Consider the following 23,142-nt stretch of genomic DNA (forward strand, 5'->3'; position numbering starts at 1 on the left):
GCGGGCGTTTTTTTACGGTAGCGCCGGGCCGTGCCCGGCGAGCGCGTAGCGCGGAACGAAAATCCGCCGGGCATGGCCCGGCGCTACCGCTCAGTTCATCGCCTTGATGGTCAGGTCCAGCGCATCGCGGCCGCTCTCACGCTGCAGCATCCGCGCCGGCACCGGGAAGTCCGGCACGATCCAGGCGATCAGCTCCTTGTTGCCATCGGCACGCGACACCTTGGTGGCCTCGTAACTCTTGCCGGCCACGGTGATCGACTCCTTGCCGATCACGCGGTAGGTCATGTTCTTGATCCGGCCCTCGTCCACCATGCGGTAGGTCAGCGGCTTGCCGGCCGCCAGGTCACGGGCAATCGCCAGGTTGATCAGCAGTGCATCCATGTCACCGGCCTTCAGCGCGATCGGTCCGGCGCGGTCCGGCTTGATGTCGCCGGTCCAGGTGGCCTGGTTGCTGCTCCAGTTGTAGGTGGCCTGCACGTTGCGCTTCTTCACCAGCAGGGCCGAACGGTCCTGGCTGCTGAGCGGGCGCAGCTGGCCGCGCACTTCCTCGAACACGGTGCTCTGGCTGAGGTCGGCCAGCTGGTTCTTCACCTGCAGGCTGTAGCGCCACTTGTTGGCGCCTTCGCTGGACAGGGTCATGGTGCCGTTGGCCTGCATGCCCATGTAGCTGGCCAGGTAGTCGGCCTTGAACGGCTCCAGCGCCATGGCCGGCAGGCTGGCTACGGTCAGCGCGGCAGCGGCGATCCAGGTGAGGGGGCGGGTCAGGGTGCTCATGCTCAGACTCCTTGGTATTCGATCAGGCGCAGGTCGACGCGGTCTTCGCCGTCTTCGCGTTGCAGGATGCGCACCGGGGTGGGGACACCGTTGGCGATCCAGAGGATGGTTTCGTTGTTGCCGCCATTGGTCCGGTAGACCCGCAGCGCGTTGTAGGACAGGTCGCCGACCTCGACGTTCTCGGTCTGCGGCGCGGCCTGGTAGTCGTGCTGGCGGACCTTGCCCATGTCCACGTAGCGGTAATGCATTGCGGCGCCGGGGCGCGCATCGCGCATGATCGCCAGGTTGATCAGCAGTGCGCTCTGGTCGCCCGGCTGCAGCGGGATCGGCTGCGCGCGTTCCTTCTTTACGTCACCGGTCCACTGCGCGGTACCGGCCTGCCAGTTGTAGGTGCCCACGGCCTTCTTGCCCAGGAACAGGCCCTTGCGCACCGTGCTCTGGCTGAGCGGTGCGTAGACGCCACTGCGCTCTTCGAACACCGTGCTCTGCTCGATGTTGAGGCCGAGCACGCTGGCAAAGCCGCGGCGGCCGACCACCTGCATGTCCACCCGCCACTGGCTGCCGCCGGTGTGGGTGACCTGCATGCTGGCATCACCCGCTTCCTTGCCCTTGTAGAAGGCCTGGTAGGTGGCGGTGAACGGCTGCAGCGGCGGTGGCTCCCAGGCCAGTGCCGGCAACAGCGGCACGCTGGGCTCGTTCGGTGGCAGCGCAGCGGGTGCGGGTGGCGGTACCGGCGAAGCCGCAGGCGGCTGCGCCTGGCCCCAGCCCACGCCGGGAAGCACGGCAAGCGACAACAGCAGTGAAGTGGACAGCAGCGTCGTGGTCTTCATGGAGGACAGGGACCGCAGGAGGGGGCAGGATGCCAGCCCCGCAGTCAGCGGGGCGTGTGCAAGGGCGTTACCGGTTCAGGTTTCCGGCGGAATCTAGGGCCAAGGGGCTAAACAGGGGGTGACCGTCCAGCCAGGGCTGACCCTCCCGTTCAGCCAGGCGGCCCTCGCACAGCAGCTGCAGCGTGGCGATCAGCAGCGGGTGCTCCACCGCCAGCACCCGCTCGGCCAGGCTGTGCGCGTCGTCGCCCGGCAGCACGGGAACCCGTACCTGCGCCAGCACGGCTCCGGCATCCAGCTCCGGCACCACCAGGTGCACGCTGGCACCGTGCTCGGCATCGCCGGCCTGCAGCGCCCGCGCGTGGGTGTCCAGGCCCTTGTGCAGCGGCAGCAGCGACGGATGGATGTTGACCAGGCGGCCAGCGAAGCGCTGCACGAAGGCCGGACCAAGGATGCGCATGTAGCCTGCACAGACGATCCAGTCCGGCTGTACTGCTGCCAGCGCATCGCCCAGTGCCTGCTCGTAGGCGGCGCGGTCACTGAAGGACTTCGGCGTGTGTGCCCAGCGCAGGCCGGAATCGACGCGCTGCAGTGCTTCTGCAGCGGGGCGGTCGGAGAACACGCCGGCTACCTCGGCCGGCAGGCGGCCGCTGCCGATCGCGTCGAGGATGGCCTGCAGGTTGCTGCCGCGGCCCGAGGCGAGCACGGCAATGCGGGTTGGGGCGGTCATTGCAGGGAACTCCGGCGGATCAATGGCCAGGTCAGCAGGCTGCCGATGGTCGCCATCAGCATGTCGGCATGCGCATCCCACATGTCACCCTGCTGGCCGTTGTAGGCTTCGGCGGCATCCGGCGACAGCGCCAGCGCGATGGCCCATTCGAACCATTCGTAGACCAGGCTGGCGCACATCACCGTCATCACTGCCAGGGTGAAGGCCTGGCCCAGCCGCAGCGCTGGCCACGCATGGCGCGCCAGCTGCAGCAGCGCGGGGGTGAAGCAGACGCCGAACAGGAAGTGGATGAGGCGGTCGAAGTGATTGCGCTGCCAGCCGAATGCCGCGTTGGGCGACCAGCCGGTCAGCGCCTGCGCCCAGGCGTCGTAAGGCACGTTGGAATACAGCCAGCGCGCCGCCACGCAGTGCAGGGCGAGGAAGCCGCAGATGGCGATGAAAGCGCCGTTGCCCAGCCAGCCACCGCGACGGTCGACCCACAGCAGGGCGACCAGCCCGACCACGGTCAGCGTGCTGTGCAGGGCCTGCTCGGTGGGCCACAACGGGTGGATCCAGCTGATCGCGAAGACCGCCAGTACGGCGGCGAAGGCCAGCTTCTTCGGTACCGGGAAGCGGTAGCGGGTGGGTGAGGCGGTCGTTGAGAAGGCTGGCGAGGACATGTCGGATCGATCAGGGAAGGGCGGCTGTCTGCCCACGGGCTCAGGCACTGAGATGGTCGCCGCGGTCGAACAGCGCAGCCATCTCCGGCTTGGACAGGAACACCCAGGCATAAGCGGTCAGGGCCATGCCCAGCGGGCCGGCCAGCACGCCCAGCCAGGCCGCGCGCTGGCACCAGGCCAGGCCGGTGCGCTGTGAAAGCTGGCGGGCAGTGCGCAGCTGCACGAAGCCCAGCACGGTGGCCAGCAGGGCGATCGAGGCATGGATCGAGGCCAGCATCCAGGCATCGTCCAGCCCGCGTGAGTGGGCCACCCATCCACTGAGGCCAAGGAACGCCACTGCGGCGACCCAGTGGAAACCGGCCAGTGCATGGAACAGCACGCTCAGTGTCTGCAGATGGCTGACCAGCTGCAGCTGCGCCAGGGTCTGGTGCGGCAGCGGCGGTGGATTGCCGGAGGCGGTCATGCGGCCGTGGCGGGAGCGTCGAAGGCAGCCTTGACCTGCGGACGCAGCAGGGTGATCAGGCTGAACACCCCCAGCACCGTGCCGACCGGCGTGAACAGGCAGGCCAGGCCAGCCGCGATCAGGCACAGCAGATGGCGGCGGCGGCGGGACAGGCAGCGGCCGGCATAGGCCACGAACGAACCCAGCGCGATGCCACCGAACACGACGACGCAGCCGAGAACAGTGAACACCCAGCCCATCAGGCGCTGTTCCTCCGGCGAGGAGGGCTCGCCGCCGGACTTCATCGGCAGGCTGCCGGTCAACGCAGCGATGCCGATCACGATGTGCAGGATGAAGATCAGCGAGAACAGCACGATCAGGCCACCGACCACGTAGTGTGCGATGGCCAGCATGCGCAGGTGGTCGGCATCCTGCGCGCTGAACGGCGGTACCGTCGCCAGCGGCGGCGGCACGGGGGCGGGCGACAAGGGGGGCGTTGCGTCCATGCGGGCTCCTGGTTGCCGGGCTCAGCCGATGTGGACGCGCTCGGCGCCTTCGGCGGTGACCACCTGGCCGATGGTCCAGTGCTCCAGGCCCTGCGCCTTGACCGCCTCGGACACCGCAGCAACCTGGTCCGGCGCGACGATCAGCACGAAGCCGATGCCGCAGTTGAAGGTGCGCCACATCTCGCTGTCGGCCACCGCGCCTTCCTTCTGCAGCCACTGGAACACCGGCGGCAGGGTCCAGGACGACGCCTGGATGTCCAGGCCGAGGCCGTCGGGCACCACGCGGATGATGTTCTCGGTCAGGCCGCCACCGGTGATGTGGGCCATGCCATGGATGGCCTCGCCGTGCGACTTCAGCAGCGACAGGATCGGCTTGACGTACAGGCGGGTCGGCGCCATCAGCGCATCGACCAGCTTCACGCCGCCTTCCAGCTCCAGATCGGCCGGGCGGCCGGCGCGGTCGTAGATGCGGCGGACCAGCGAGTAGCCGTTGGAGTGCGGGCCGGAGGAGGCGATGCCGATGAGCACGTCGCCGGCGGCCACGCTGGCGCCGTCCTTCAGCTCGCTCTTCTCGACCGCGGCGACCGTGAAGCCGGCCAGGTCGTACTCGCCCGGGGCATACATGTCGGGCATTTCAGCGGTTTCGCCGCCGATCAGCGCGCAGCCGGCCTCGGTGCAGCCGTTGGCGATGCCGCCCACGACCGCCGCCGCGGTGTCGATGTCCAGCTTGCCGGTGGCGAAGTAGTCCAGGAAGAACAGCGGCTCGGCACCCTGCACCAGCACGTCGTTCACGCACATGGCGACCAGGTCGATGCCGATCGTATCGTGGCGGTTCAGCTGGTGGGCCAGCTTCAGCTTGGTGCCCACGCCGTCGGTACCGGACACCAGCACCGGCTCGCGGTACTTGTTGGACAGGTCGAACAGGGCGCCGAAGCCACCCAGGCCGCCCATCACTTCCGGGCGGAAGCTGCGCTTGACCAGGGGCTTGATCCGCTCGACCAGTTCGTTGCCGGCGTCGATGTCGACACCCGCGTCACGGTAGGTGAGGGGGGAGGGGGCGGAAGACGGGGTGTTGGTCACGGGCGTCGGCGCTGGCAGGGGTTGAACGGGCGATTTTAACAGGCCGCATTGGCGCAAAGGCCGTATTCGGGCAACAATTCCCCCGGATACGTCGAGCCAATGGATGTCCTGATGCGCCGCAGCCTGATTCTGACCCTGCTCCTTGCGCTGAGCCTGCCGGTGGCCACGATGGCCCAGAGCGGCCTTCGCACCGAGGGTGATGTCGCCACCGCCAGTGGCGCGTACGAGGCCGAAGTGCCCGTCAACAGCCAAGCCGAGGCCGATCGCAACGGCGCCCTGGCCCGCGCCCTGAGCGTGGTACTGGGCAAGCTGTCCGGCGACCGCAGCGTGACGTCCCGCCCCGGTGTGGTGCAGGCGCTGCGCAACGCCAAGGACTACGTGGCCAGCTACGACTACAAGCAGGACCAGAGCGTAAGCGCCAACGGCGCCCCCAGCTTCCGTACCCTGCTGGTGGCCCGCTTCCGCGAGGACGACGTTGACTCGCTGGTGTCGGCGCTGGGCCTGCCACTGTGGCCGCAGCCGCGACCGAAGCCGGTGCTGTGGCTGGCCGTCGACGATGGCAGCGGCCCGCGCCTGGTCAGCGTGCAGCAGGCCAACGCCGCGCGCCCGCTGCTGAACCGCGCCATCGAGCGTGGCTACAAGCTGGGCCTGCCCAGTGGTGGTGCCGCCGAACAGGCGCTGGCGGGTGCGATCTGGCGCCAGGACAGTGCTGCCGTGGCCCGTGCCTCCTCGCGCTACTCGCCGCCGATGCAGCTGATCGGCAAGCTGTACCGCGCCAATGGCGGCTGGCAGGCGGACTGGGTGTTCGTCGACAACGGCCGCGAACTGAACAAGTGGACCAGCAAGGACGCCAACGCCATGCGTGCGATGGCCGCCGGTGCCGACGGCGCCGCCGATGCGCTGGTCAAGCGCTATGCCAAGGCGGGCGCCGCCGTCGGCCAGGCCGGGACCTACCGCGTGGTGGTCACCGGCATCAACAGTGCCGACGACTACCTGCGCCTGGCTGCCGGCCTGCGCGAGGTGCCGGTGGTGCGCAACGTCACCCCGCTGCACGCTTCAGCCGGCCAGCTTGAACTGAGCCTGGAGATGACCACCGGCCTGGCCGGCTTCAACCGCATGCTGGGCGACAACGGCGTGCTGGTGCCGAGCGCACCGCTGCCGGCCCTGCCCACGCCGATCGACGACACCACCGGTACCCCGGTGGCCGCCCCGGTCAGCAACGAGTACCGCCTGCGATGACCCTGACCCCGGAAGCGGAAATCGCGCAGTTCCTGCGCCGCCTGAAGTACATCCTGTTCGCCGGCCTGATCGGCTGGGTGGTGTGGCTGCTGGCGCCGATCCTGACTCCCTTCGTGCTGGCGCTGGCGCTGGCCTGGCTGGGTGACCCGCTGGTGGACCGCATCGAGGCCACCGGCCGTTCGCGCATGACCGGCGTGGTGCTGGTGTTCGCGGCGATGGTGCTGGTGATCGTGGCGCTGCTGCTGGTGCTGGTGCCGATGATCGAGCGCCAGATCACCACCCTGATCGCGGTCGCGCCGCAGGCACAGGCGTGGCTGATGGAAAAGGGCATTCCCTGGTTCGAGCAGAAGACCGGCCTGGAAGTGATGCAGTGGCTGGACCCGGACCGCCTGATCGAATGGGTGCGCAGCCACTGGCAGCAGGCCGGCGGCTTCGCCACCACGTTCATGGGCTACGTCTCGCGTTCGGGCTTCGCGATGGTGACCTGGGTGGTCAACATCCTGCTGCTGCCGATCCTGGCGTTCTACTTCCTGCGTGACTGGGACAAGCTGGTCGAGCGGGTCGCGTCGGTGATTCCGCGCAACCAGATCGGCACCATCAGCGCGCTGGCGCGTGAATCCAACGAGGTGCTGGGTGCGTTCATCCGCGGCCAGTTCCTGGTGATGCTGGCGCTGGGCGTGATCTATGCCGGTGGCCTGTCGCTGGTTGGCCTGAAGCTGGGCCTGCTGATCGGCCTGATTGCCGGCCTGATCAGCTTCATCCCGTACCTGGGCGCGACCACCGGCATCCTGATGGCGATCGTGGCCGCGCTGGTGCAGGCACAGGGCTTCGACCTGAAGCTGCTGATCCTGGTCGGCGTGGTGTTCACCGTGGGCCAGCTGCTGGAAAGCTACGTACTGACCCCGCGCATCGTCGGCGACAAGATCGGCCTGCACCCGGTGGCGGTGATCTTCGCGGTGATGGCCGGCGGCCAGCTGTTCGGCTTCCTCGGCATGCTGCTGGCGCTGCCGGTGGCGGCGGTGACCAACGTGCTGCTGCGCTACGCGCACCAGCGCTACCGCCAGAGCGAGCTGTACGTGGGCGAGAAGCCGGCGATCGTGCTTGATGGCGTGGTCGATGCCCCCCATATCATCATTCCGAACGACAAGGGCCCCGACCTGAAGTGATGGGTGTGCCGCAACTGCCGCTGGCCCTGCATTACCCGCGGGACCAGCGCCTGGAGACCTTCATCGGTGCGCCGGATGGCGCGCTGGCGCAGCTGCGCGCGATCGCGGTGGGTGCCAGCCACGATTGGGTCTACCTGGAAGGTGCGGCGGGCACGGGCAAGACCCACCAGGCGCTGGCGATGTGTTCCAGCGCCGAGCAGGCCGGACGCCTGCCGACCTATGTGCCGCTGGCCAGTGCGGCCGGCCGCGTGCGTGCGGCGCTGGATGGGCTGGAGGCGCGCGAACTGGTGGCGCTGGACGGCCTGGACGAGGTTGCCGGCAACCGCGAGGACGAGATCGCGCTGTTCGATTTCCACAACCGCGCGCGTGCCGCGGGCGTGACCGTGCTGTACACGGCGCAGAAGGCGCCGGAAGCGCTGGGCCTGGTGCTGCCGGACCTGCGTTCGCGGCTGGGCCAGTGCGTGCGCGTGCTGCTGCAGCCGTTGGATGAGGAAGGGCGGGCAGCGGTGCTGCGCGAGCGCGCGCTGCGGCGTGGGCTGGCGATCGACGAGGCGTCCATCGAGTGGCTGCTGTCGCATACCGGGCGCGAGCTGGGTGGGTTGATCACGCTGCTGGACTGGCTGGACCGCGAGTCGCTGGCGGCGAAGCGGCGGATCACCGTGCCGTTCTTGCGCCAGGTGCTGGAAGAAGGCCGGCCTCGTTACTGAGGGTGGGCTTTGTTTGCAGGGCTGCGCCCTGCACCCGCCGAAGCCGAAGCAACGTCAACGTCCAAAGCTGGCTTCCTGGGGGGAGGCGGGGTGGCTCAGGTTGCGGGGGACGGCGCAAGTACGTCCATGTAGCCTCGATCGCGCCATCCATGGCGCTCACGCCCCCGCAACCTGAGCCACCCCGCCTTCGACAGATTCCCGCGGCTGTTGGTGGGTGTCGACCTTGGTCGACACCAGAGCAAGCGCAGCGAAGCGACCTGCTTTTGCCTTTCCATCTTTCTTCCGTGGCTGGACGCCCACGGAAACTGTCAGAGGCCGGGCGGGTGGGCCATGCAGGGGCGTTGGCGCCATGGATGGCGCCATCGAGCTTACAGGGACGTACTTGCAGCGTCCCCTGCATGGCCCACCCGACCGGCCAAGCGCGGCTTTTGATTTGAGCGACCAGCCACGAGGGGCTCAGCCGTTCGCCGCCAACTCAGCATCCAGCGCGCGCAGGCGATCAACGGTCCCGACGTCGGTCCAGCGCCCGCGATGGTGCTGCCCCGTCATCAATCCCTGCGCCATGAAATGCTTCTGCAGCGGCACCACCGAGAACTTCGGCGGCAGCCGCTCGCTGCCCGGTGCATCGCCGATCACGGCACGCCAGTCGGCCACGATCGAAGGACGGTACACGCCGATGCCGGCGTAGGTGAGGCACGGGCCTTCGCGGTCATGGTGCAGCACGCCCTGCGCGTCCAGCCGGTAGTCCCCGTTGGGATGTTGCGCCGGATTGTCGACCAGCACCAGGTGCGCCTGGCCCTGCGGCTCGCGGGGCAGCGTGGCGAAATCGAAATCGGTCCAGATGTCGCCGTTAACCACCAGGAATGGGGCGTCGCCCAGCACCGGCAGTGCGTTGAGGATGCCGCCGCCGGTTTCCAGCGGGGTCTGCCCTTCGTACATGAAGTGCAGGCGCAGGCCCCACTGGCTGCCATCGCCCAGCGTCGCCGGGAACTGCTCGGCCAGCCATGCGGTGTTGACCACCACCTCGCGCACGCCCAGCGCGGCCAGGCGTTCCAGATGCCACACGATCAGTGGCTTGCCGGCCACTTCCAGCAGCGGCTTGGGCGTATGCAGGGTCAGCGGGCGCATGCGCTCGCCGAGGCCGGCAGCAAAGACCAGTGCTTTCATCGGGCCACGCGCATCGGTGCGGCCAGTTCGGCCAGCGCAGGCTTGATGCGGTCGTCCAGCAGCTGCTGCAGGGGGGCCAGCTCGCGGTAGCGCGGCAGCACTTCATCCAGATAGGTGATGAAGCGCGGTGCGTCGTCCAGGTAATGGCCCTTGTTGTCGCGGTAACGCAGGCGGCAGAACAGGCCGAGGATCTTCACGTGGCGCTGGATGCCCATCCAGTCGGCATCGCGCAGGAAGGTGGCGCGGTCGGGCACCGGCAGGCCGGCACCGCGCGCACGTTCGTGGTACTGCGCCAGCCATTCGTCCACACGCTGCAGTGGCCAGCTCAGGAAGGCGTCCTTGAACAGGCTTACCGCGTCGTAGGCGATCGGGCCGCGCACCAGGTCCTGGAAATCCAGTACCGCTGGGCCGCCGTCGACCGGCATCAGGTTGCGCGGCATGTAGTCGCGGTGGGTCATCAGCTGGGCCTGGCCCAGCGCGTTGTCCATCAGGCGGCGATGCACCAGCTGCAGGCCTTCGATCTCGCCGCAGTCCAGCTCCAGGTTCAAGTGGCGCTGCAGGAACCATTCGTCGAACAGGCCGGCATCACGCTGCAGCAGCGCTTCGCCAAACTGGCCGAAATCAGCGGGCACTGGAATCGCCTGCAGGCGCAGCAGCTGTTCGATCGAACGGTCGAACCATTCATCGGCATTGCGCTCGTCGAGGATCTTCGCCAGGGTCGGGCCGCCTAGGTCTTCCAGCAGCAGGAAGCCGGACTCCAGGTCCTGGGCGAGCAGCATGGGCACGCGCAGGCCGTTGTCGTGCAGCAGGCCGCGCATGCGCAGCCACGGCCGAGGATCTTCCAGCCCCGGCGGGGCATCCATCACGATGTGGCTGCCGCGCGTGCTGGTGGTGCGCCAGTAGCTGCGCATGCCGGCATCAACCGAGGCGCGTTCGACCACTGCATTCGCATCTTCGAGCTGGGTACGGGCCCACTGCAGGCGCTGCGCGCTGCGCTGGGGATCGGAGGCGGGTTCGGTCATGCAGGCATATCCGGGCGCGCCGGGCGCGCCAACGTCGGGAACAGGAAGGGAAGGGGATGCGGGCTCAGCGGCGGCCGCTGAACAGGCGCAGGACGGCCAGCACGGCCACCGCGCCCACCACCGCTCCGAGGAAACCGGCCGGTTCGCCGGGGGCGTACCAGCCCATGTACTGGCCGAACCAACCGGCCAGCAGCGCGCCAAGGATGCCCAGCACGATGGTCAACAGGCAGCCCATGCGGTTGTTGCCGGGCATGAAGAAGCGCCCGAGCAGGCCGACGAAGAAGCCCACCAGCAGGATGTACAGCCAGCTGCTGCTGCCGAACAGACCATTCATGCGCGCGGATTCCGCTTGAGTGTGGACGCAGCCTAGCAAGGCCAGGCTGCGTCCGTCACGGGTGCCGGATCAGCAGCAGCCGTGGTCGCCGTGGCGGGTGCCGCTGTCGGCCGCCACCGGCGAACCGCTGGTCTCGCCGCGCAGGCTGGCGGCGTAGTGCTCGCTGATCACCTTGGATACGCAGGCGGTGACCTTCTTGCCCATCGGGATGTGCAGGAATTCGTTCGGGCCGTGCGCGTTGGAGTGCGGGCCGAGCACGCCGGTGATCATGAACTGGGCGCCCGGGAACTTCTCGCCGAGCATGCCCATGAACGGGATCGAGCCGCCTTCGCCCATGTACATCGCCGGCTTGCCGAAGAAGGCCTGGCTGGCGTCGTCGATGGCCTGGGTCAGCCACGGCGCCATGGCCGGGGCGTTCCAGCCGGTGGACGCCTTTTCCAGATCCAGGGTGACCTGTGCGCCGTTCGGCGGGTCGCGCAGCAGCGCTTCCTTCAGCAGCTCGCCGCAGGTCTTGCCATCGGCGGTCGGCGGCAGGCGCAGCGACAGCTTCACCGAGGTCTGCGGGCGCAGCACGTTGCCGGCCGATTCCAGCGGCGGCATGCCGCCCACGCCGGTGACCGACAGCGCCGGGCGCCAGGTGCGGTTGAGCACCAGCTCGGTCAGGTCCTCGTTCATCGGGCGCAGGCCGTCGACCATCGGGAACTTCTCGAAGATCTCGGTATCGACCACTTCAGCAGCACGCTTGGCCTGTTCCTGGCGTTCGGCCGGAATCTCGACGTTCATGCCGTCGATCAGGATGCGGCCGGTGTCCTGGTCCTCGATGCGCGAAAGGATCTGGCGCAGCAGGCGGAAGCTGGACGGGATCACGCCGGAGGCATCGCCGGAATGCACGCCTTCGTTGAGCACCTTCACGGTGAAATTGCCGCCGGTCAGGCCGCGCAGCGAGGTGGTGCACCACAGCTGGTCGTAGTTGGCGCAGCCCGAATCCAGGCAGACCACCAGCGACGGCTTGCCGATGCGGTCGGCCAGGTGGTCGACGTAGGCCGGCAGGTCGTAGCTGCCTGATTCTTCACAGGCTTCGATCAGCACCACGCAGCGGGCGTGCGGCAGGCCCTGGGCCTGCAGCGCCAGCACCGCGGCCAGCGAGCCGAAGATGGCGTAACCGTCATCGGCGCCGCCGCGGCCGTACAGCTTGTCGCCGCGCAGGACCGGGGTCCACGGGCCGAGGTCGTCGTCCCAGCCGGTCATTTCCGGCTGCTTGTCCAGGTGGCCGTAAAGCAGGATGGTGTCGTCGCCGGTTTCGGCGCCGGTGGCCGGAATTTCCAGGAAGATCAGCGGGGTGCGGCCTTCCAGGCGCACCACTTCGACCTTCAGGCCGGGCAGCTGCTGGGCCTTGGCCCAGTTCTCCATCAGCGTGACCGCCTGTTCCATGTAGCCGTTCTGCACCCAATTGGCGTCGAACATCGGCGACTTGTTGGGAATGCGGATGTAGTCGACCAACTGCGGGACGATCTCGCTGTCCCACTTGTCATTGACGAATTGGCCGAGCTTGGCGCTGTCCATCTGAAACTCCGGTTGCATGGGCTGTGATCGCGCCATTCTACGCCTGTGCCGGGGTAGGGTTTTTCCTACAACACGTCGGGTATTTGGCTGGCTTACGGAAATCCGGGAAACCGATAGGCTGTGCACATGTGGTGACGGACACTGTTCCTACCGACGGGATTGCCGGTCGGGGCGGCCAGAATCACAAGGAGATACACGTCGTGCCTTGGTTTGTCGTGTTGAGGGTGCTGGTACTGGTAATGGGGATCGCTGGGGCGCATGCCGCCGAACCGATCGACATCAACCGCGCCGATGCCCAGGCGCTGCAGCAGGGATTGACGATGGTCGGAGCCGCCAAGGCCGAGGCAATCGTCGAGCACCGGCGCAGACACGGCCCGTTTCATCGCGTCGAGGACCTGACGCAGGTGAAGGGAATAGGGAATGCAATCGTCGAACGGAATCGACAGCGGATCACCGTAGGCAACAGGCTGTTGCCGGCGGATCCGGTACCCGGATCGGTACCGGTGCGAACCGTACCCAGGCGCTGACAGCAGGAATCGTCGGAACCGGCAGGAGGCTGGTTCACCGGACACGGGCAGGACGCCTGTGACCACCGACTGCCGCAGGACGCGGCACCAATCACCAGGATGGTGGCATCACAGACCTGTGGAAGGGGCTGAGATACAAACAGGACAGACGCGGCCGCGTGCAGGATGCAACGCTACCCCCACAGCGCAGGATGCGAGGGGGCGGCAGCAGGCCGACAGGGACGTAACGATTGCCCGGTACGACACATGGCTGTGTCGCCGGGCAGTTTCATTTCCGGCGCCCGGTTTTGCCGCGGCCACCACGGGTCGATGGTGTACGGTGGTTGCTCCGCATGGAAAGGACATCCGCTGGATGTTTCCGCATCGCCCCACGACCCTGATGCTCGCCCTTGCACTGGCCCTGCCGCTGCTGGCCCACGCTGCGCCGCCGCCGTCGGCTGCCAGGCCTGCAGCTGCCGCTGCGGCCACCGCCGAGGTACGCGGGCCGACCGACCTCAAGCCGGGCGAATACCTGTGGCATCCGGAAATCTCGCCGACCGGCCCGATCGTGCTGGTGGTCAGCCTCGATGAGCAGCGCGCCTACGTCTACCGCAACGGCATCGCCATCGGCCTGACCACGATCAGCTCGGGCAAGGCCGGGCACGAGACGCCGACGGGTGTGTTCACCATCCTGCAGAAGGACAAGGACCACAAATCCAACCTCTACAACAGCGCGCCGATGCCCTACATGCAGCGGCTGACCTGGGACGGCATTGCCCTGCATGGCGGCAGCCTGCCCGGGCACCCGGCCTCGCACGGCTGCGTGCGACTGCCACAGGCCTTCGCGCAGAAGCTGTTCAGCGAAACCCAGCGCGGCGATACCGTGGTCGTGGCCGATGCCAAGAGCTCGCCGATGACCCTGGCCTATCCGTCGGTGCTGGCGCCGGTGAACGCGCGCGGGCAGGCGCTGCCGGAAACCGAGGGGGCGGCCACCCAGGCATGGTGGAACGACAGCGCGGCCCCGGCCGGGCAGGTCGGCATCCTGGTCAGCCTGCACGACCAGCGCCTGTACGTGCTGCGCGATGGTGTGATGATCGGCGAGTCGCCGTTGAAGGCCGACGCGCTGCCGGCCTTCCAGGGCACCACCCTGTTCGTGATGGGGCAGGGTTACAGCGACACCCCCAGCCCGCTGGACGCGAACCAGCGCCTGCACCAGTGGACGGCCTACCCGCTGCTGGGCCAGGACCGGGCCCAGGCCACCCCGGACCTGCTGGCCACGCCCTCGCTGCCGATGGCGCTGCCAGCCGATTTCGCCCGCCAGCTGTACCAGGTGCTGGTGCCGGGCACGACCCTGCTGGTGACCTCGCTGCCGGCGGTCCGCCCAAGCCCGGCTGAATCCGGAATGCAGCCGGTCTTGGAATCCGAGCCGCCAGGGTCCACCCTCAAGGGCAACTGACGCCCTCGTTGTGCCCATGACTGCATCCCGCCTGTGCCGGCTGGCCGCGTTCGGCCTGCTGGCGACCTCGGCCAGCGCCCCGGCGCTGGCACAGACGCCCGCCCTCGCCACCTCTGCCGATGATCTCGCTGCCCTGCTGTCGCGCAGTGCGCCCAAGGCCGACCGCCACGTGCTGCAGCTGGCGGCGCATGCCATGCGCTGCGCACTGCAGCGGCCGGAGCTGGGCATCAACGGTGATCGCCTCAGCGTGATCGACTACTCGCGGCCGTCCACCGAGCCGCGGCTGTGGGTGTTCGACCTGGCCCACCAGCGCCTGTTGTTCGAGGAATGGGTGGCGCACGGCCGCAACAGCGGCGAGAACCGCACCGAGCACTTCTCCAACCGCGACGGCAGTTTCATGTCCAGTCTCGGCGCGTTCACCGCGCAGGAAACCTACATGGGCGGCAACGGTTATTCGCTGCGCCTGGCGGGGCTGGAACCGGGCTTCAACGACCGGGCACGGGAACGGGCCATCGTCATCCACGGCGCGCCTTACGTGAACCCGGCAACCGCGCAGCTGCAGGGACGGCTCGGCCGCAGCCTGGGCTGCCCGGCGGTGCGCCTGTCGGTGGCCAAGCCACTCATCGACGCGTTGCGCGGCGGCACGATGGTGTTCGCGTATTACCCCGATCAGGACTGGCTGAAGCACTCGCAGCTGCTGGGCGGGGAGTGTGGTGGCCAGGGCACGCTCGCCACGCGGTGATGCACGACGGCGCGCGGCATGATGCAATGCGCCGATGAACATCGACTCCCTGCTGCACACTCCTAGCCAGGTCATTTCCAGCCTGGACTATCGTCGCGAACGCTGGCGGAATGGACTTGGCTGGACCCGCGAGATCCTGCGCCTGCCCGCGCAGGGCGATGACTGGGCGCTGCGCCTGTCGGTGGCCGAGATCGAGCAGGACGCCGCGTTCTCCGCCTTCCCCGGCGTGGAGCGCGAGCTGGTGCTGCTGCAGGGCAATGGCGTGCGCCTGCGCTTCGACGATGGCCGCGTGGCCGAAGTGTTGCCACCGCATGGGCGGGTGCGCTTTGCGGGTGAGGAAACACTGCACGGTGAACTGGTGGACGGCACCACCCACGACTTCAACCTGATGTGGAAGCGCGAGCTGCTGCAGGCCGAACTGCTGCACCGGCCGCTGGTGGGGTCGATGTTCTTCTTCTGCGAACCGGGCGTGGCCTGGGCGCTGCACCTGTTGGCCGGGCACGCCGAGTTTGGTGCCGACAGTGGATTGCCGGCCATGCAGGCCGGCGATACCGCGTGGTTGGCCGCCGGTGAACGGCAGCGGCATGCGGTGCAGGGCGGCGGCGAGCTGCTGGCGATCCGGGTAACGAGCGCTGGGTAGCGCCGGGCCACGCCCGGCGTCATGGTGCGAACCAAGGTTCGCATCCATCAGAGAGCATTTGTGGTTGGGGGCAGAGCCCTTTCCTGCGGAAAGGGATCCGACCCCGATGGTTCGTTCAATACACATCGCGCCGGTAACGACCGGCCAGCAGCAACGCTTCCTTGCCGTCGATACCCAGCACCTGCTCGATCACCGCATCCACCGCCGGGGCCATGCCCTGCAGGCTGCCGCAGACCAGGATCGTCGCGCCTTCCTCAATCCACTGCTTCAACGTGGCTGCCTCGGCCAGCAGCCGGTCCTGCACGTAGCGGTGCGCACCGCCATCTCGGCTGAACACTGCATCCAGCCGCGCCAGCGAGCCGTCGGCCAGCATCGCCCGTAGTTCTTCACCGAAGTGGAAGTCGTGGGCGGCGGTGCGCTCGCCGAACAGCAACCAGGTGCGGCGCGCGCCACTGCGTGCGCGTTCGTGCAGGTGCGCACGCAGGCCGGCGATGCCGGTGCCGTTGCCGATCAACAGCAGCGGCACATCGGCGGCGACGCCATGGAAGTTGTCGTTGCGGCGCAGCCGCAGCTGCACAGGCTCGCCGATGACCGCGTGGTCGCACAGCCAGCCGCTGCCGATGCCGGGCGTGCCGTCCGCGCGCAGCTGGCGGCGCAGCAGCAGTTCCACCGCGCCATCGGCCATCACCGAGGCGATCGAGTATTCGCGATGCGGCAGCGACTGCAGCGCTGCCAGCAAGGCAGGCAGGTCGCCCGGTGGAACCAGCGAAGGCAGATGCGAGCGCTCAACGCGAGCCAGCAGCGTCTGCCCATCATCCAGCACGGTATCCGCATTGAACCCCTGCGCGTCCAGCCACGCGCGCGCGCTGTCCCGTGCGTGTTGTGGTCCGATCTCGGCAATGTCGCCGGCCTGCCAATGTGCGTTGTTGCCTGCCGGTGGCTGCAGGCGCAGCCAGTACACCGCGCCGCCCGGGCTGCCGGGATTCAGATGTGCGCGCTGCAGCAGCGTCCATGGCTGATACTCAGCCGGGCTCCAGTCGGGCAGCTCGCTGGCGCCGCCGCCGAGCTGGCCCAGCAGCTGCTGCCAGTGACGCAGCGCGGCCGGATCGGCGTTGTCGACTTCGATCGCATCGAACAGCGGATGCGCACCGTGCTGGCGCAGCCACTGGTCGAGCTGATGGCCGAATCCACAGAAGTGTCCGTAACTGCGGTCGCCCAGTGCGAGCACGCCGTACTGCAGGTGCTGCAGCGAGGGCGGCGCGGCCATCACCCCGCGCAGGAAGGGCAGGGCGTGGTCGGGAGGGTCGCCCTCACCGGTGGTGCTGGCGATGAACAATGCACGCTGGCTGTCGGCCAGCAAGGTGGCATCGACCTCATGCAGACCGCGCACGCGCACCGGCACGCCGGCACCACGCAATGCCTCGGCACTGCGTTCGGCCAGTTCGCGGGCGAAGCCGGTCTGGCTGGACCAGACCAGCAGGATCGGCGCGATGTCGCCAGAGGCAGCATCGTCGCGTGGTCGCCCACGCCACCACAGTGCGGCGCAGGCCAGCGCATACAGCGCGGTGGCGATGATGGCGATCTGCGATTGCCGTGCCGGCGGTGCACCCTGCCACCAGGCTTCGCCGAGATGCAGTCGCAGCAGCGCCCAGGCGATCAGCGCCAGCAGGATCAGTACAAGCGCGTTGCCAAGCAGTGCGCGCGACGGCCGTGCGCTCATGCGTCCTGCTCGTCGAGCAGGCGCTGGAAGGCGCTGCTGAGGAATTCGCGGGGGCCTTCGGCAGCCCGTTGCAGGTAACGCACGGCCAGTCCTTCGCGTTCGGCCAGCGCCATGCCCTGTTCGTGGCCGAGCACGGTCAGTGCGGTGGCCCAGGCATCGGCGTGCATGGCGTCGTCGGCGACCACGGTCACGGCGGCGGCGACCTGGCGCACCGGTCTGCCGGTACGCGGGTCGAGGCTGTGGCTGTAGGCCTCGCCATCGGCCTCGTACTGGTGCCAGCGATCACCGGAGGTGGCGACCGCCTTGCCGCGCAGCGCCAGCACCCGCGGTGGAGTTCCGGTGTGCGCGTCTTCTTCCGGCGCCGATTCCACCAGTACGCGCCACGGCTGGCCGTCCGGCTTGCGACCATAGCCAGCAAGTTCGCCACCGACCTCGATCAGTGCCGCAGCGATGCCCTGATCGCGCAGCCATGCGGCGACGTGATCGACGCCGAACCCCTTGGCGATCGCAGAGAGATCCAGCTCCAAACCGCCCGCCTGCAGCAGTGCATCGTCCTGCCAGTGCAGGCGCTGCCAGCCGCAGCGTTCACGCGTGGCTTGCAGCGTGGCGGCATCGGGCTGGCGGCGTTCACCGGCATGGGCGCCGAAGCCCCACAGTGCCACCAACGGGCCAACGGTGGGATCGAATGCGCCATCGCTGGCGGCGGCGATGGCCTGAGCGCAGGCCAGCACCTGGCGCGTCTCGGCCGGCAGCGTGCACCACTGGCCAGCGGCGGCGTGGTTGAAGCGGCTGAGGTCCGAGCCGGCGTCCCACGTGCTCATCTGCGCGACCACATCATCCAGCCGCGCCTGGATGCCGGCGTGCAGCGGGTGCAGGTCGCGCTGGCGCGGCGCGACCAGCGACACGCTCCACGTGGTGCCCATGGTGGTGCCGCCGAGGCGGGCGATGTCGAGCAGGGAATCGGTCATGGTGAGGCGTTGCGGCGGCGATGCCGGGGCGTGCCCGGCATCGCGGTCCCCATTACTGCGGCAGCACTTCCAGCGTGGCGACGTAGCTGAGGCGGCGCTTGGTGGCCTGCTTCACCGATGTCTTGTTGTCCTCGGTGCCGGTTTCCAGCCAGTACATGCCGGCTTCCGGCCAGGTCACCTTGATCTCACCCTTGGCATCGCTGGTCAGTTTCAGTTCGTCCTGCGCGTTGCGGTAACGGGTGGCGCCACGCACGATCTCGAATTCGAGGCCGGCGGTCGGCTTGCCATCGACCAGCACACGGAAGGTGGCTTCCTCGCCGGCGAACAAGTCGTTCGGGTGGCCGACGGCGACCAGCTCGATGCCGTGGTTGGTCGGCTTCAGCGCGGTGTCGTTGGGCGCACCGTTGGTGACGAAGGTTTCCACGCGGCCGACCGACTGGCTCACTTCCAGCTTCTTCGCATCCTTCGGCAGTTCACCGAAGGTGGCAACGCTGCCGCGCCAGCGCTTGCGCTCGCCGTTCTGTTCGTAGGTGGCGAACAGGCCGTCATTGACCGAGGCGATGCGGTAGGTGCCCGCCTGCTTCAGTTCCAGGTCGAACACGCTGCGGTACTTGCCGGTGGAGGCGTTCTGCGGCTGCACGCTGCTGCCGTCCGGCGCGGTGATCACCAGCGATTCCAGGCGCAGCGGCACGTGGTTGAAGTAGAACAGGTCGTTGGAGACCGCACCGTCGACGGTGATCCACGGCGCGTTGCCGGCGATCACGGTCTGCGAGGGCAGCAGCCAGGCCTTGTGGGCCAGGGCGGAGAAGGGAAGGGCAGCGGCCAGAGCGGCGGCGAGGACGAGCGTGCGCTTCATGCGGAAGACTCCAGTTGGAAGGGGTCGGATCCCTTTCCAACGGAAAGGGCTCTGACCCCGGGGATGTGGCGATGGGGTCAGAGCCCTTCCTGTGGAAGGGATCCGACCCCGGCTCAGGCAATTACGGTTTGACGGCGAGGGTGACCTGGCCCAGTTCGGTGGCGCCCTGCGCCTTGCCGTTCTGCGCGGCGGTGGCCGGCCAGGTGAAGGGGATCTTCAGCAGTTCGCGGCCACCGACTTCGCGCACCGCTTCCACCACCAGGGTGTAGTTGCCCGGTGCCAGCTGCTTCAGTGCCGGCTGCTTGTCGTTGAACGACAGCGCGTGCTTGCCGGCCGGGCGGGTCGGACCGGTCACGCCGTCCACCGGCACCTGCAGGGTGCGGCCGCTCTTGCGCCACCACTGGCGCAGGTCGGGCAGCCACTTGGTGCCGTGGCCCTCACTGTTGCTGGTCTGCTGGTACCAGACCGACAGGTTGGCCGCGACCTTCTGGTCGGCGCCTTCCAGCCACACCGCCACATACGGGCGGTGGTATTCGGCCACGTTGAGCTTGGGCACTTCGACGTTGATGTCGAGGGTGGCGGCATAGGCCGGCGAGGTGGCCAGCAGGCCGCTGAGGGCGATGGTCAGGGTGACGCGCATGGGGCGGCTCCGGAAACGAGGGAAAGTCAGTGGATCAGCAGCAGGGCGATCAGCAGCGGGATCATCAGGCCCAGGCCGACCAGCGGCCAGGTCATGCGCCGCTGCCGTGCATGGAGGTGCAGCAGGAACAGGCCGGTGATGCAGAACACCAGGCAGGCCACGGCGAACAGGTCCAGGAACCAGCCCCACGCCGGGCCCGCGTTGCGTCCCTTGTGCAGGTCGTTGAGGTAGGACACCACGCCGCGCGAGGTTGATTCGTACTCCACCGCGCCGGTTTCGCGATCGATGCTCAGCCAGGCGTCGCCGCCGGGGCGTGGCAACGACAAATAGATCTCTTCGGCCGACCACTCGGCGGGGCGACCGCCGATGGCGATGCCCAGCTGTGTATCCAGCCATTGCCGGGCCGGACGCGGGATCGGCGCATTGCCGTCTTCGTGCGTGCCGAGCTGGCTGAGCAGATCGGCCGGCAGTTCCAGGTGCTGGTTCTGCACCTGTGGCTTGGCCTCGATCTTCGCCGCGTGGTTGAGGGTCAGGCCGGTCACCGCGAACAGCAGCATGCCAATCAGGCACACCGCCGAGCTGATCCAGTGCCACTGGTGCAGCGTCCGGAGCCAGAAGCCACGGCTTTGTTGCTGCTGCACGGTGGAAGAGGCAGGACGGCTCACGGCACGGTTCGAGGCGGACGGGGACTGCCCATTACATCATTGATGAGAATAGCTCGCAATTGCGTGTCGTTCTGTATCCCGGAGAGGGATTGCCGGCACTACCGCTACCGCGGGTCGGTAGATCCACGCCACGCGTGGATGAAGCGGTGCCAACCAAGGTTGGCACCCACCAGAGCAGGGCAATGCCGACCAAGGTCGGCACCCACCAGAGCAGGGCGGTGCCGGCCAAGGTCGGCACCCACCAGGGCAAGGAAATGCCAACCAAGGTTGGCACCCACCGAAGCAGGGAGGTGCGCGGCGATCAGAACTTCGCGTTCAACGAAATCCAATAGCTGCGGCGCTGGTCCTTGGTCGCATAGTCGTCCACGCAGTTGAACTCGCTCTGGCTGATCAGCAGGCACGACTGCGAGACGAAGTTCTTGTCGAACAGGTTGTTGACCCGCACATTGACCGTCAGCCACGGCGTCGCCTTCCAGCTGCCACCCAGGTGGAAGATGGTGTAGTCCTCGTAGTAACGGGTCTGACTGACGCCGTTGGCGTCGAGCAGCGTGTCGCGGTAGCGGTCGTAGCGGCCCTCGCCGATCAGCGACAGGCTGATGGCCTCGTTGAGCTGCCAGTTCAGGCTGGCGTTGGCCATGTGCTTGGCCGGGGTGGTGCCGGTGATCGGCAGCCCCTTCTGCGGGCCACTGGTCTGCTCGCTCTTGGTCCAGGTGTAGTTGCCGCGCAGCTGCAGGGTGTCGAGCAGGTCGATGTGGCCGGCCAGTTCCGCGCCGCGGGTTTCGGCCTTGTCGATGTTCACGCTCTGGGTGAAGGTGCTGTAGCCCAGTGCGGCCCAGCCCGGGCCGATGTCCACGCAGTAGCCGCTGCCGGCCGGCGCCACTTCGCAGTTCGGGAAGGTGCCGCCGCTGGCGATCTTGTCCTCGAACTTGTTGATGAAGCCGGTGACGTTGAAGCCCCAGCGCTGGCCTTCGTAGTACGCGGCCAGCTCGTAGTTGGTGCTGGTTTCCGGCTTCAGGTTCGGCGAGCCCACCAGCGGCAATACACCCTGGCCACCAAAGCCGGTGATGCCCGGGAACAGCTGGTCCGGACGCGGGGTCTTGTAGCCGGTGCTGACGCCACCCTTGAAGGTCCAGGCATCGCTGGCGTTCCACACCAGGTAGCCGCGCGGGCTGAGATGGCTGCCGAAGATGTTGTGGTCGTCGTAGCGCAGGCCGAAGGTGGCAGTCAGGGTGTCGGTCAGCGCCCAGTTGTCCTCGGCGAACAGCGCCCACATGCGGTGCTTCTGCTTGGTGTTGCTGCGGTAGCCGGCGCCGTCCATGCCGAACACGCCGTCGATCATGTCGGTGTCGTTGTACTGGCCGCCGACAGTGAGCTTGTGCGCGCCGAAGTCCAGATCCAGCATCGTGTCGAGCACGTAGCCTTCCAGTTCCATGGTGCGCAGCGGACGCGGCAGGAACGCCTGCAGGCGCGCCATTTCGCTGGGATTGAGCGCAGTCAGCGCATTGCCACGGCCGGCCGCGCAGTTGTTGGCCGCCCCGGTGCGGCGACAGACGTCATTCCACAGCGTCTGCAGGTTGGCACGCTCGTCCAGGGTCAACGGCAGCGAGCGGCCGAGGTTGCTGCTCTTGCTGTGGGTCAGCGAGGTCTGCCAGGTGCCGAAGCTGTAGCGGCCCTGGTGGGTCAGCGACAGCTGGTCGCGCTCGTAGCGCTGGTAGGCGGTGTAGCCCACGCGCGGCTGCACCACGCGGCGGGTGACCGTGCCGCTGCCGTTCGGGTTGGGAATGACCGCATTGCCGACGCGCCACAGGCTGGCCAGGCTGTCGAGGGTGCCGGTCTGGCCTTCGCTGTTGTCGTACTTCTGCCGCGACACGTCGTAGTCCAGCCACAGCTCGTGGTCATCGTTGACGCGGAAGTCCAGGCGCACGCCGGTGTTCCAGTTGGTGTTGGCCACCGACTTGCCACCGCCACCGAAGCCGATGCTGCGCTCCCACAGCGTGCCGTCGGGCAGGGTCAGTGCATCCCATTCCGGATTCGATGCCTTGGCATCGTAGTAGCTGCCGCGCACGGCGAGGCTGAGGCGATCCTTCAGCAGCGGGCTGCTGAGGTACAGGTCGGTGGTGCGTGCATCGCCGAACTGGTCGTCCTGCTGCACGGTGAAGCCCTGGGTGAGCGCGCCATGCCAGCTGTCGTGGTTGCGGCGGGTGATGATGTTGATGACGCCGCCCATCGCGTCCGAGCCGTACAGCGTGGACATCGGGCCGCGCACCACTTCGATGCGCTCGATGGCATCCAGCGGCGGCAGGTAGGCGAACTGGCCACCGCCGAAGTTGTTCGGGTACAGCTGGCCGACATTGCTCTGGCGGCGGCCGTCGATCAGCACCAGGGTGTATTCGGAGGGCAGGCCGCGCATCGAGATGGCGGCGCGGCCGTTCTTGTCGGTGGCTTCCAGGCCGACGTCGATGCCTTCGACGTCGCGCAGCGCATCGACCAGGTTGGTATACGGGCGCTTGCTCAGCTCCTCGCGGCTGACTACGCTGATGCTGGCCGGCGCATCGACCACCTTCTGTTCGAAGCCGGAGGCGGTGACCACCACCTTGTCCAGCGTCTGCGGGGCGCCGGCGATCTCTCCATGTGCGAAAGCAGGGGCCGCCATCGCCGCCAGCACGGCGCTGGTCAGCAGGGGGCGGGACAGGGACGAACGGACACGATGGCGCTGGGCCATGGCAGTTACCT

At 68.0% G+C, this 23,142-nt stretch carries 25 protein-coding genes; 8 read left to right on the top strand and 17 right to left on the bottom strand.

Going from position 1 to position 23,142, the window contains the following annotated elements; all coding sequences use genetic code 11:
- Positions 1-90: 90 nt before the first annotated feature.
- The 7 genes from QP552_RS05100 to purM all read right to left on the bottom strand — a co-directional run bounded on the left by QP552_RS05100 (position 91) and on the right by purM (position 5,018).
- Positions 91-774, bottom strand: coding sequence for a DUF3108 domain-containing protein (locus QP552_RS05100; protein ID WP_106551090.1), 684 nt, complete (start codon positions 772-774; stop codon positions 91-93).
- A gap of 2 nt (positions 775-776) precedes the next feature.
- Positions 777-1,604, bottom strand: a complete 828-nt coding sequence (locus tag QP552_RS05105; protein ID WP_106551089.1) for a DUF3108 domain-containing protein — start codon at positions 1,602-1,604, stop codon at positions 777-779.
- A 67-nt stretch (positions 1,605-1,671) separates the two neighbouring features.
- Positions 1,672-2,331: a phosphoribosylglycinamide formyltransferase gene (gene purN, locus QP552_RS05110; protein WP_106551088.1), complete on the bottom strand. Its 660-nt coding sequence runs from the start codon at positions 2,329-2,331 to the stop codon at positions 1,672-1,674.
- Positions 2,328-2,990: a DUF2238 domain-containing protein gene (locus QP552_RS05115; RefSeq protein WP_286075187.1), complete on the bottom strand. Its 663-nt coding sequence runs from the start codon at positions 2,988-2,990 to the stop codon at positions 2,328-2,330. The genes purN and QP552_RS05115 overlap by 4 nt, the downstream gene beginning before the upstream one ends.
- A gap of 40 nt (positions 2,991-3,030) precedes the next feature.
- Positions 3,031-3,453, bottom strand: a complete 423-nt coding sequence (locus tag QP552_RS05120) for a hypothetical protein (protein ID WP_111112957.1) — start codon at positions 3,451-3,453, stop codon at positions 3,031-3,033.
- Complete coding sequence (locus QP552_RS05125; protein ID WP_106551085.1) at positions 3,450-3,938, bottom strand: hypothetical protein; 489 nt, start codon at positions 3,936-3,938, stop codon at positions 3,450-3,452. The genes QP552_RS05120 and QP552_RS05125 overlap by 4 nt, the downstream gene beginning before the upstream one ends.
- Before the next feature lie 21 nt (positions 3,939-3,959).
- Complete coding sequence (gene purM / locus QP552_RS05130; protein WP_049427462.1) at positions 3,960-5,018, bottom strand: phosphoribosylformylglycinamidine cyclo-ligase; 1,059 nt, start codon at positions 5,016-5,018, stop codon at positions 3,960-3,962.
- A 99-nt stretch (positions 5,019-5,117) separates the two neighbouring features.
- Between purM and QP552_RS05135 the strand changes: the two genes are divergently transcribed.
- From QP552_RS05135 to hda, 3 genes are read left to right on the top strand one after another with little or no spacing between them, the layout of a single operon-like run.
- Positions 5,118-6,257, top strand: coding sequence for a DUF2066 domain-containing protein (locus QP552_RS05135; protein ID WP_286075189.1), 1,140 nt, complete (start codon positions 5,118-5,120; stop codon positions 6,255-6,257).
- Positions 6,254-7,423, top strand: a complete 1,170-nt coding sequence (locus QP552_RS05140; protein ID WP_286075190.1) for an AI-2E family transporter — start codon at positions 6,254-6,256, stop codon at positions 7,421-7,423. Before QP552_RS05135 ends, QP552_RS05140 begins: the two co-directional genes overlap by 4 nt.
- Positions 7,423-8,130 carry a DnaA regulatory inactivator Hda gene (gene hda / locus QP552_RS05145; RefSeq protein WP_099553089.1) on the top strand — a complete coding sequence of 236 codons (708 nt, stop codon included), beginning with the start codon at positions 7,423-7,425 and terminating at the stop codon, positions 8,128-8,130. The genes QP552_RS05140 and hda overlap by 1 nt, the downstream gene beginning before the upstream one ends.
- 456 nt (positions 8,131-8,586) lie before the next feature.
- Here hda and murU read toward each other — a convergent pair whose 3' ends face one another.
- From murU to QP552_RS05165, 4 genes are all read right to left on the bottom strand, one after another.
- Complete coding sequence (murU, locus tag QP552_RS05150; RefSeq protein ID WP_106549240.1) at positions 8,587-9,297, bottom strand: N-acetylmuramate alpha-1-phosphate uridylyltransferase MurU; 711 nt, start codon at positions 9,295-9,297, stop codon at positions 8,587-8,589.
- The gene (locus tag QP552_RS05155; protein WP_111112794.1) at positions 9,294-10,319 is read right to left on the bottom strand and encodes a phosphotransferase; all 1,026 of its coding nucleotides are present in this window, start codon (positions 10,317-10,319) and stop codon (positions 9,294-9,296) included. Before QP552_RS05155 ends, murU begins: the two co-directional genes overlap by 4 nt.
- 64 nt (positions 10,320-10,383) lie before the next feature.
- Complete coding sequence (locus QP552_RS05160; RefSeq protein WP_005415577.1) at positions 10,384-10,653, bottom strand: GlsB/YeaQ/YmgE family stress response membrane protein; 270 nt, start codon at positions 10,651-10,653, stop codon at positions 10,384-10,386.
- A gap of 69 nt (positions 10,654-10,722) precedes the next feature.
- A complete protein-coding gene (locus tag QP552_RS05165) occupies positions 10,723-12,216 on the bottom strand; it encodes a M20 family metallopeptidase (protein ID WP_099553086.1) in 1,494 nt (497 codons plus the stop codon).
- Between the two features lie 239 nt (positions 12,217-12,455).
- Here QP552_RS05165 and QP552_RS05170 point away from each other — a divergent pair, with 239 nt between their 5' ends.
- From QP552_RS05170 to QP552_RS05185, 4 genes are all read left to right on the top strand, one after another.
- Positions 12,456-12,743 carry a helix-hairpin-helix domain-containing protein gene (locus tag QP552_RS05170; RefSeq protein WP_258012983.1) on the top strand — a complete coding sequence of 96 codons (288 nt, stop codon included), beginning with the start codon at positions 12,456-12,458 and terminating at the stop codon, positions 12,741-12,743.
- A gap of 352 nt (positions 12,744-13,095) precedes the next feature.
- On the top strand, positions 13,096-14,178 hold the full coding sequence (locus tag QP552_RS05175) for a L,D-transpeptidase (protein WP_111112793.1): 1,083 nt from the start codon (positions 13,096-13,098) through the stop codon (positions 14,176-14,178).
- A gap of 16 nt (positions 14,179-14,194) precedes the next feature.
- Positions 14,195-14,920 (top strand): murein L,D-transpeptidase catalytic domain family protein, encoded by a 726-nt coding sequence (locus QP552_RS05180; RefSeq protein WP_004147404.1) that lies wholly within the window; start codon positions 14,195-14,197, stop codon positions 14,918-14,920.
- 34 nt (positions 14,921-14,954) lie between these two features.
- Positions 14,955-15,560, top strand: coding sequence for a HutD family protein (locus tag QP552_RS05185; RefSeq protein WP_286075191.1), 606 nt, complete (start codon positions 14,955-14,957; stop codon positions 15,558-15,560).
- A 115-nt stretch (positions 15,561-15,675) separates the two neighbouring features.
- On the opposite strand, the gene QP552_RS05190 is transcribed toward QP552_RS05185, so the two are convergent.
- From QP552_RS05190 to QP552_RS05210, 5 genes are all read right to left on the bottom strand, one after another.
- A complete protein-coding gene (locus tag QP552_RS05190) occupies positions 15,676-17,280 on the bottom strand; it encodes a sulfite reductase subunit alpha (protein WP_286075193.1) in 1,605 nt (534 codons plus the stop codon).
- The gene (locus QP552_RS05195; RefSeq protein WP_286075195.1) at positions 17,277-18,248 is read right to left on the bottom strand and encodes an FAD:protein FMN transferase; all 972 of its coding nucleotides are present in this window, start codon (positions 18,246-18,248) and stop codon (positions 17,277-17,279) included. The genes QP552_RS05190 and QP552_RS05195 overlap by 4 nt, the downstream gene beginning before the upstream one ends.
- A gap of 52 nt (positions 18,249-18,300) precedes the next feature.
- Positions 18,301-19,104 carry a DUF4198 domain-containing protein gene (locus tag QP552_RS05200; protein WP_286075197.1) on the bottom strand — a complete coding sequence of 268 codons (804 nt, stop codon included), beginning with the start codon at positions 19,102-19,104 and terminating at the stop codon, positions 18,301-18,303.
- A 121-nt stretch (positions 19,105-19,225) separates the two neighbouring features.
- Positions 19,226-19,744 carry a DUF2271 domain-containing protein gene (locus tag QP552_RS05205; RefSeq protein WP_099590125.1) on the bottom strand — a complete coding sequence of 173 codons (519 nt, stop codon included), beginning with the start codon at positions 19,742-19,744 and terminating at the stop codon, positions 19,226-19,228.
- Between the two features lie 26 nt (positions 19,745-19,770).
- Complete coding sequence (locus tag QP552_RS05210; RefSeq protein ID WP_286075199.1) at positions 19,771-20,409, bottom strand: PepSY-associated TM helix domain-containing protein; 639 nt, start codon at positions 20,407-20,409, stop codon at positions 19,771-19,773.
- A gap of 182 nt (positions 20,410-20,591) precedes the next feature.
- On the opposite strand from QP552_RS05210, the gene QP552_RS05215 reads away from it, so the two are divergent.
- Positions 20,592-20,741, top strand: coding sequence for a hypothetical protein (locus QP552_RS05215; protein ID WP_286075201.1), 150 nt, complete (start codon positions 20,592-20,594; stop codon positions 20,739-20,741).
- Here QP552_RS05215 and QP552_RS05220 read toward each other — a convergent pair.
- The gene (locus tag QP552_RS05220) at positions 20,711-23,131 is read right to left on the bottom strand and encodes a TonB-dependent receptor (RefSeq protein ID WP_286075203.1); all 2,421 of its coding nucleotides are present in this window, start codon (positions 23,129-23,131) and stop codon (positions 20,711-20,713) included. The genes QP552_RS05215 and QP552_RS05220 overlap by 31 nt on opposite strands.
- Positions 23,132-23,142: the final 11 nt, after the last annotated feature.

It is taken from the genome of Stenotrophomonas sp. 59 (assembly GCF_030291095.1).
GTDB classification, from domain to species: domain Bacteria; phylum Pseudomonadota; class Gammaproteobacteria; order Xanthomonadales; family Xanthomonadaceae; genus Stenotrophomonas; species Stenotrophomonas maltophilia_Q.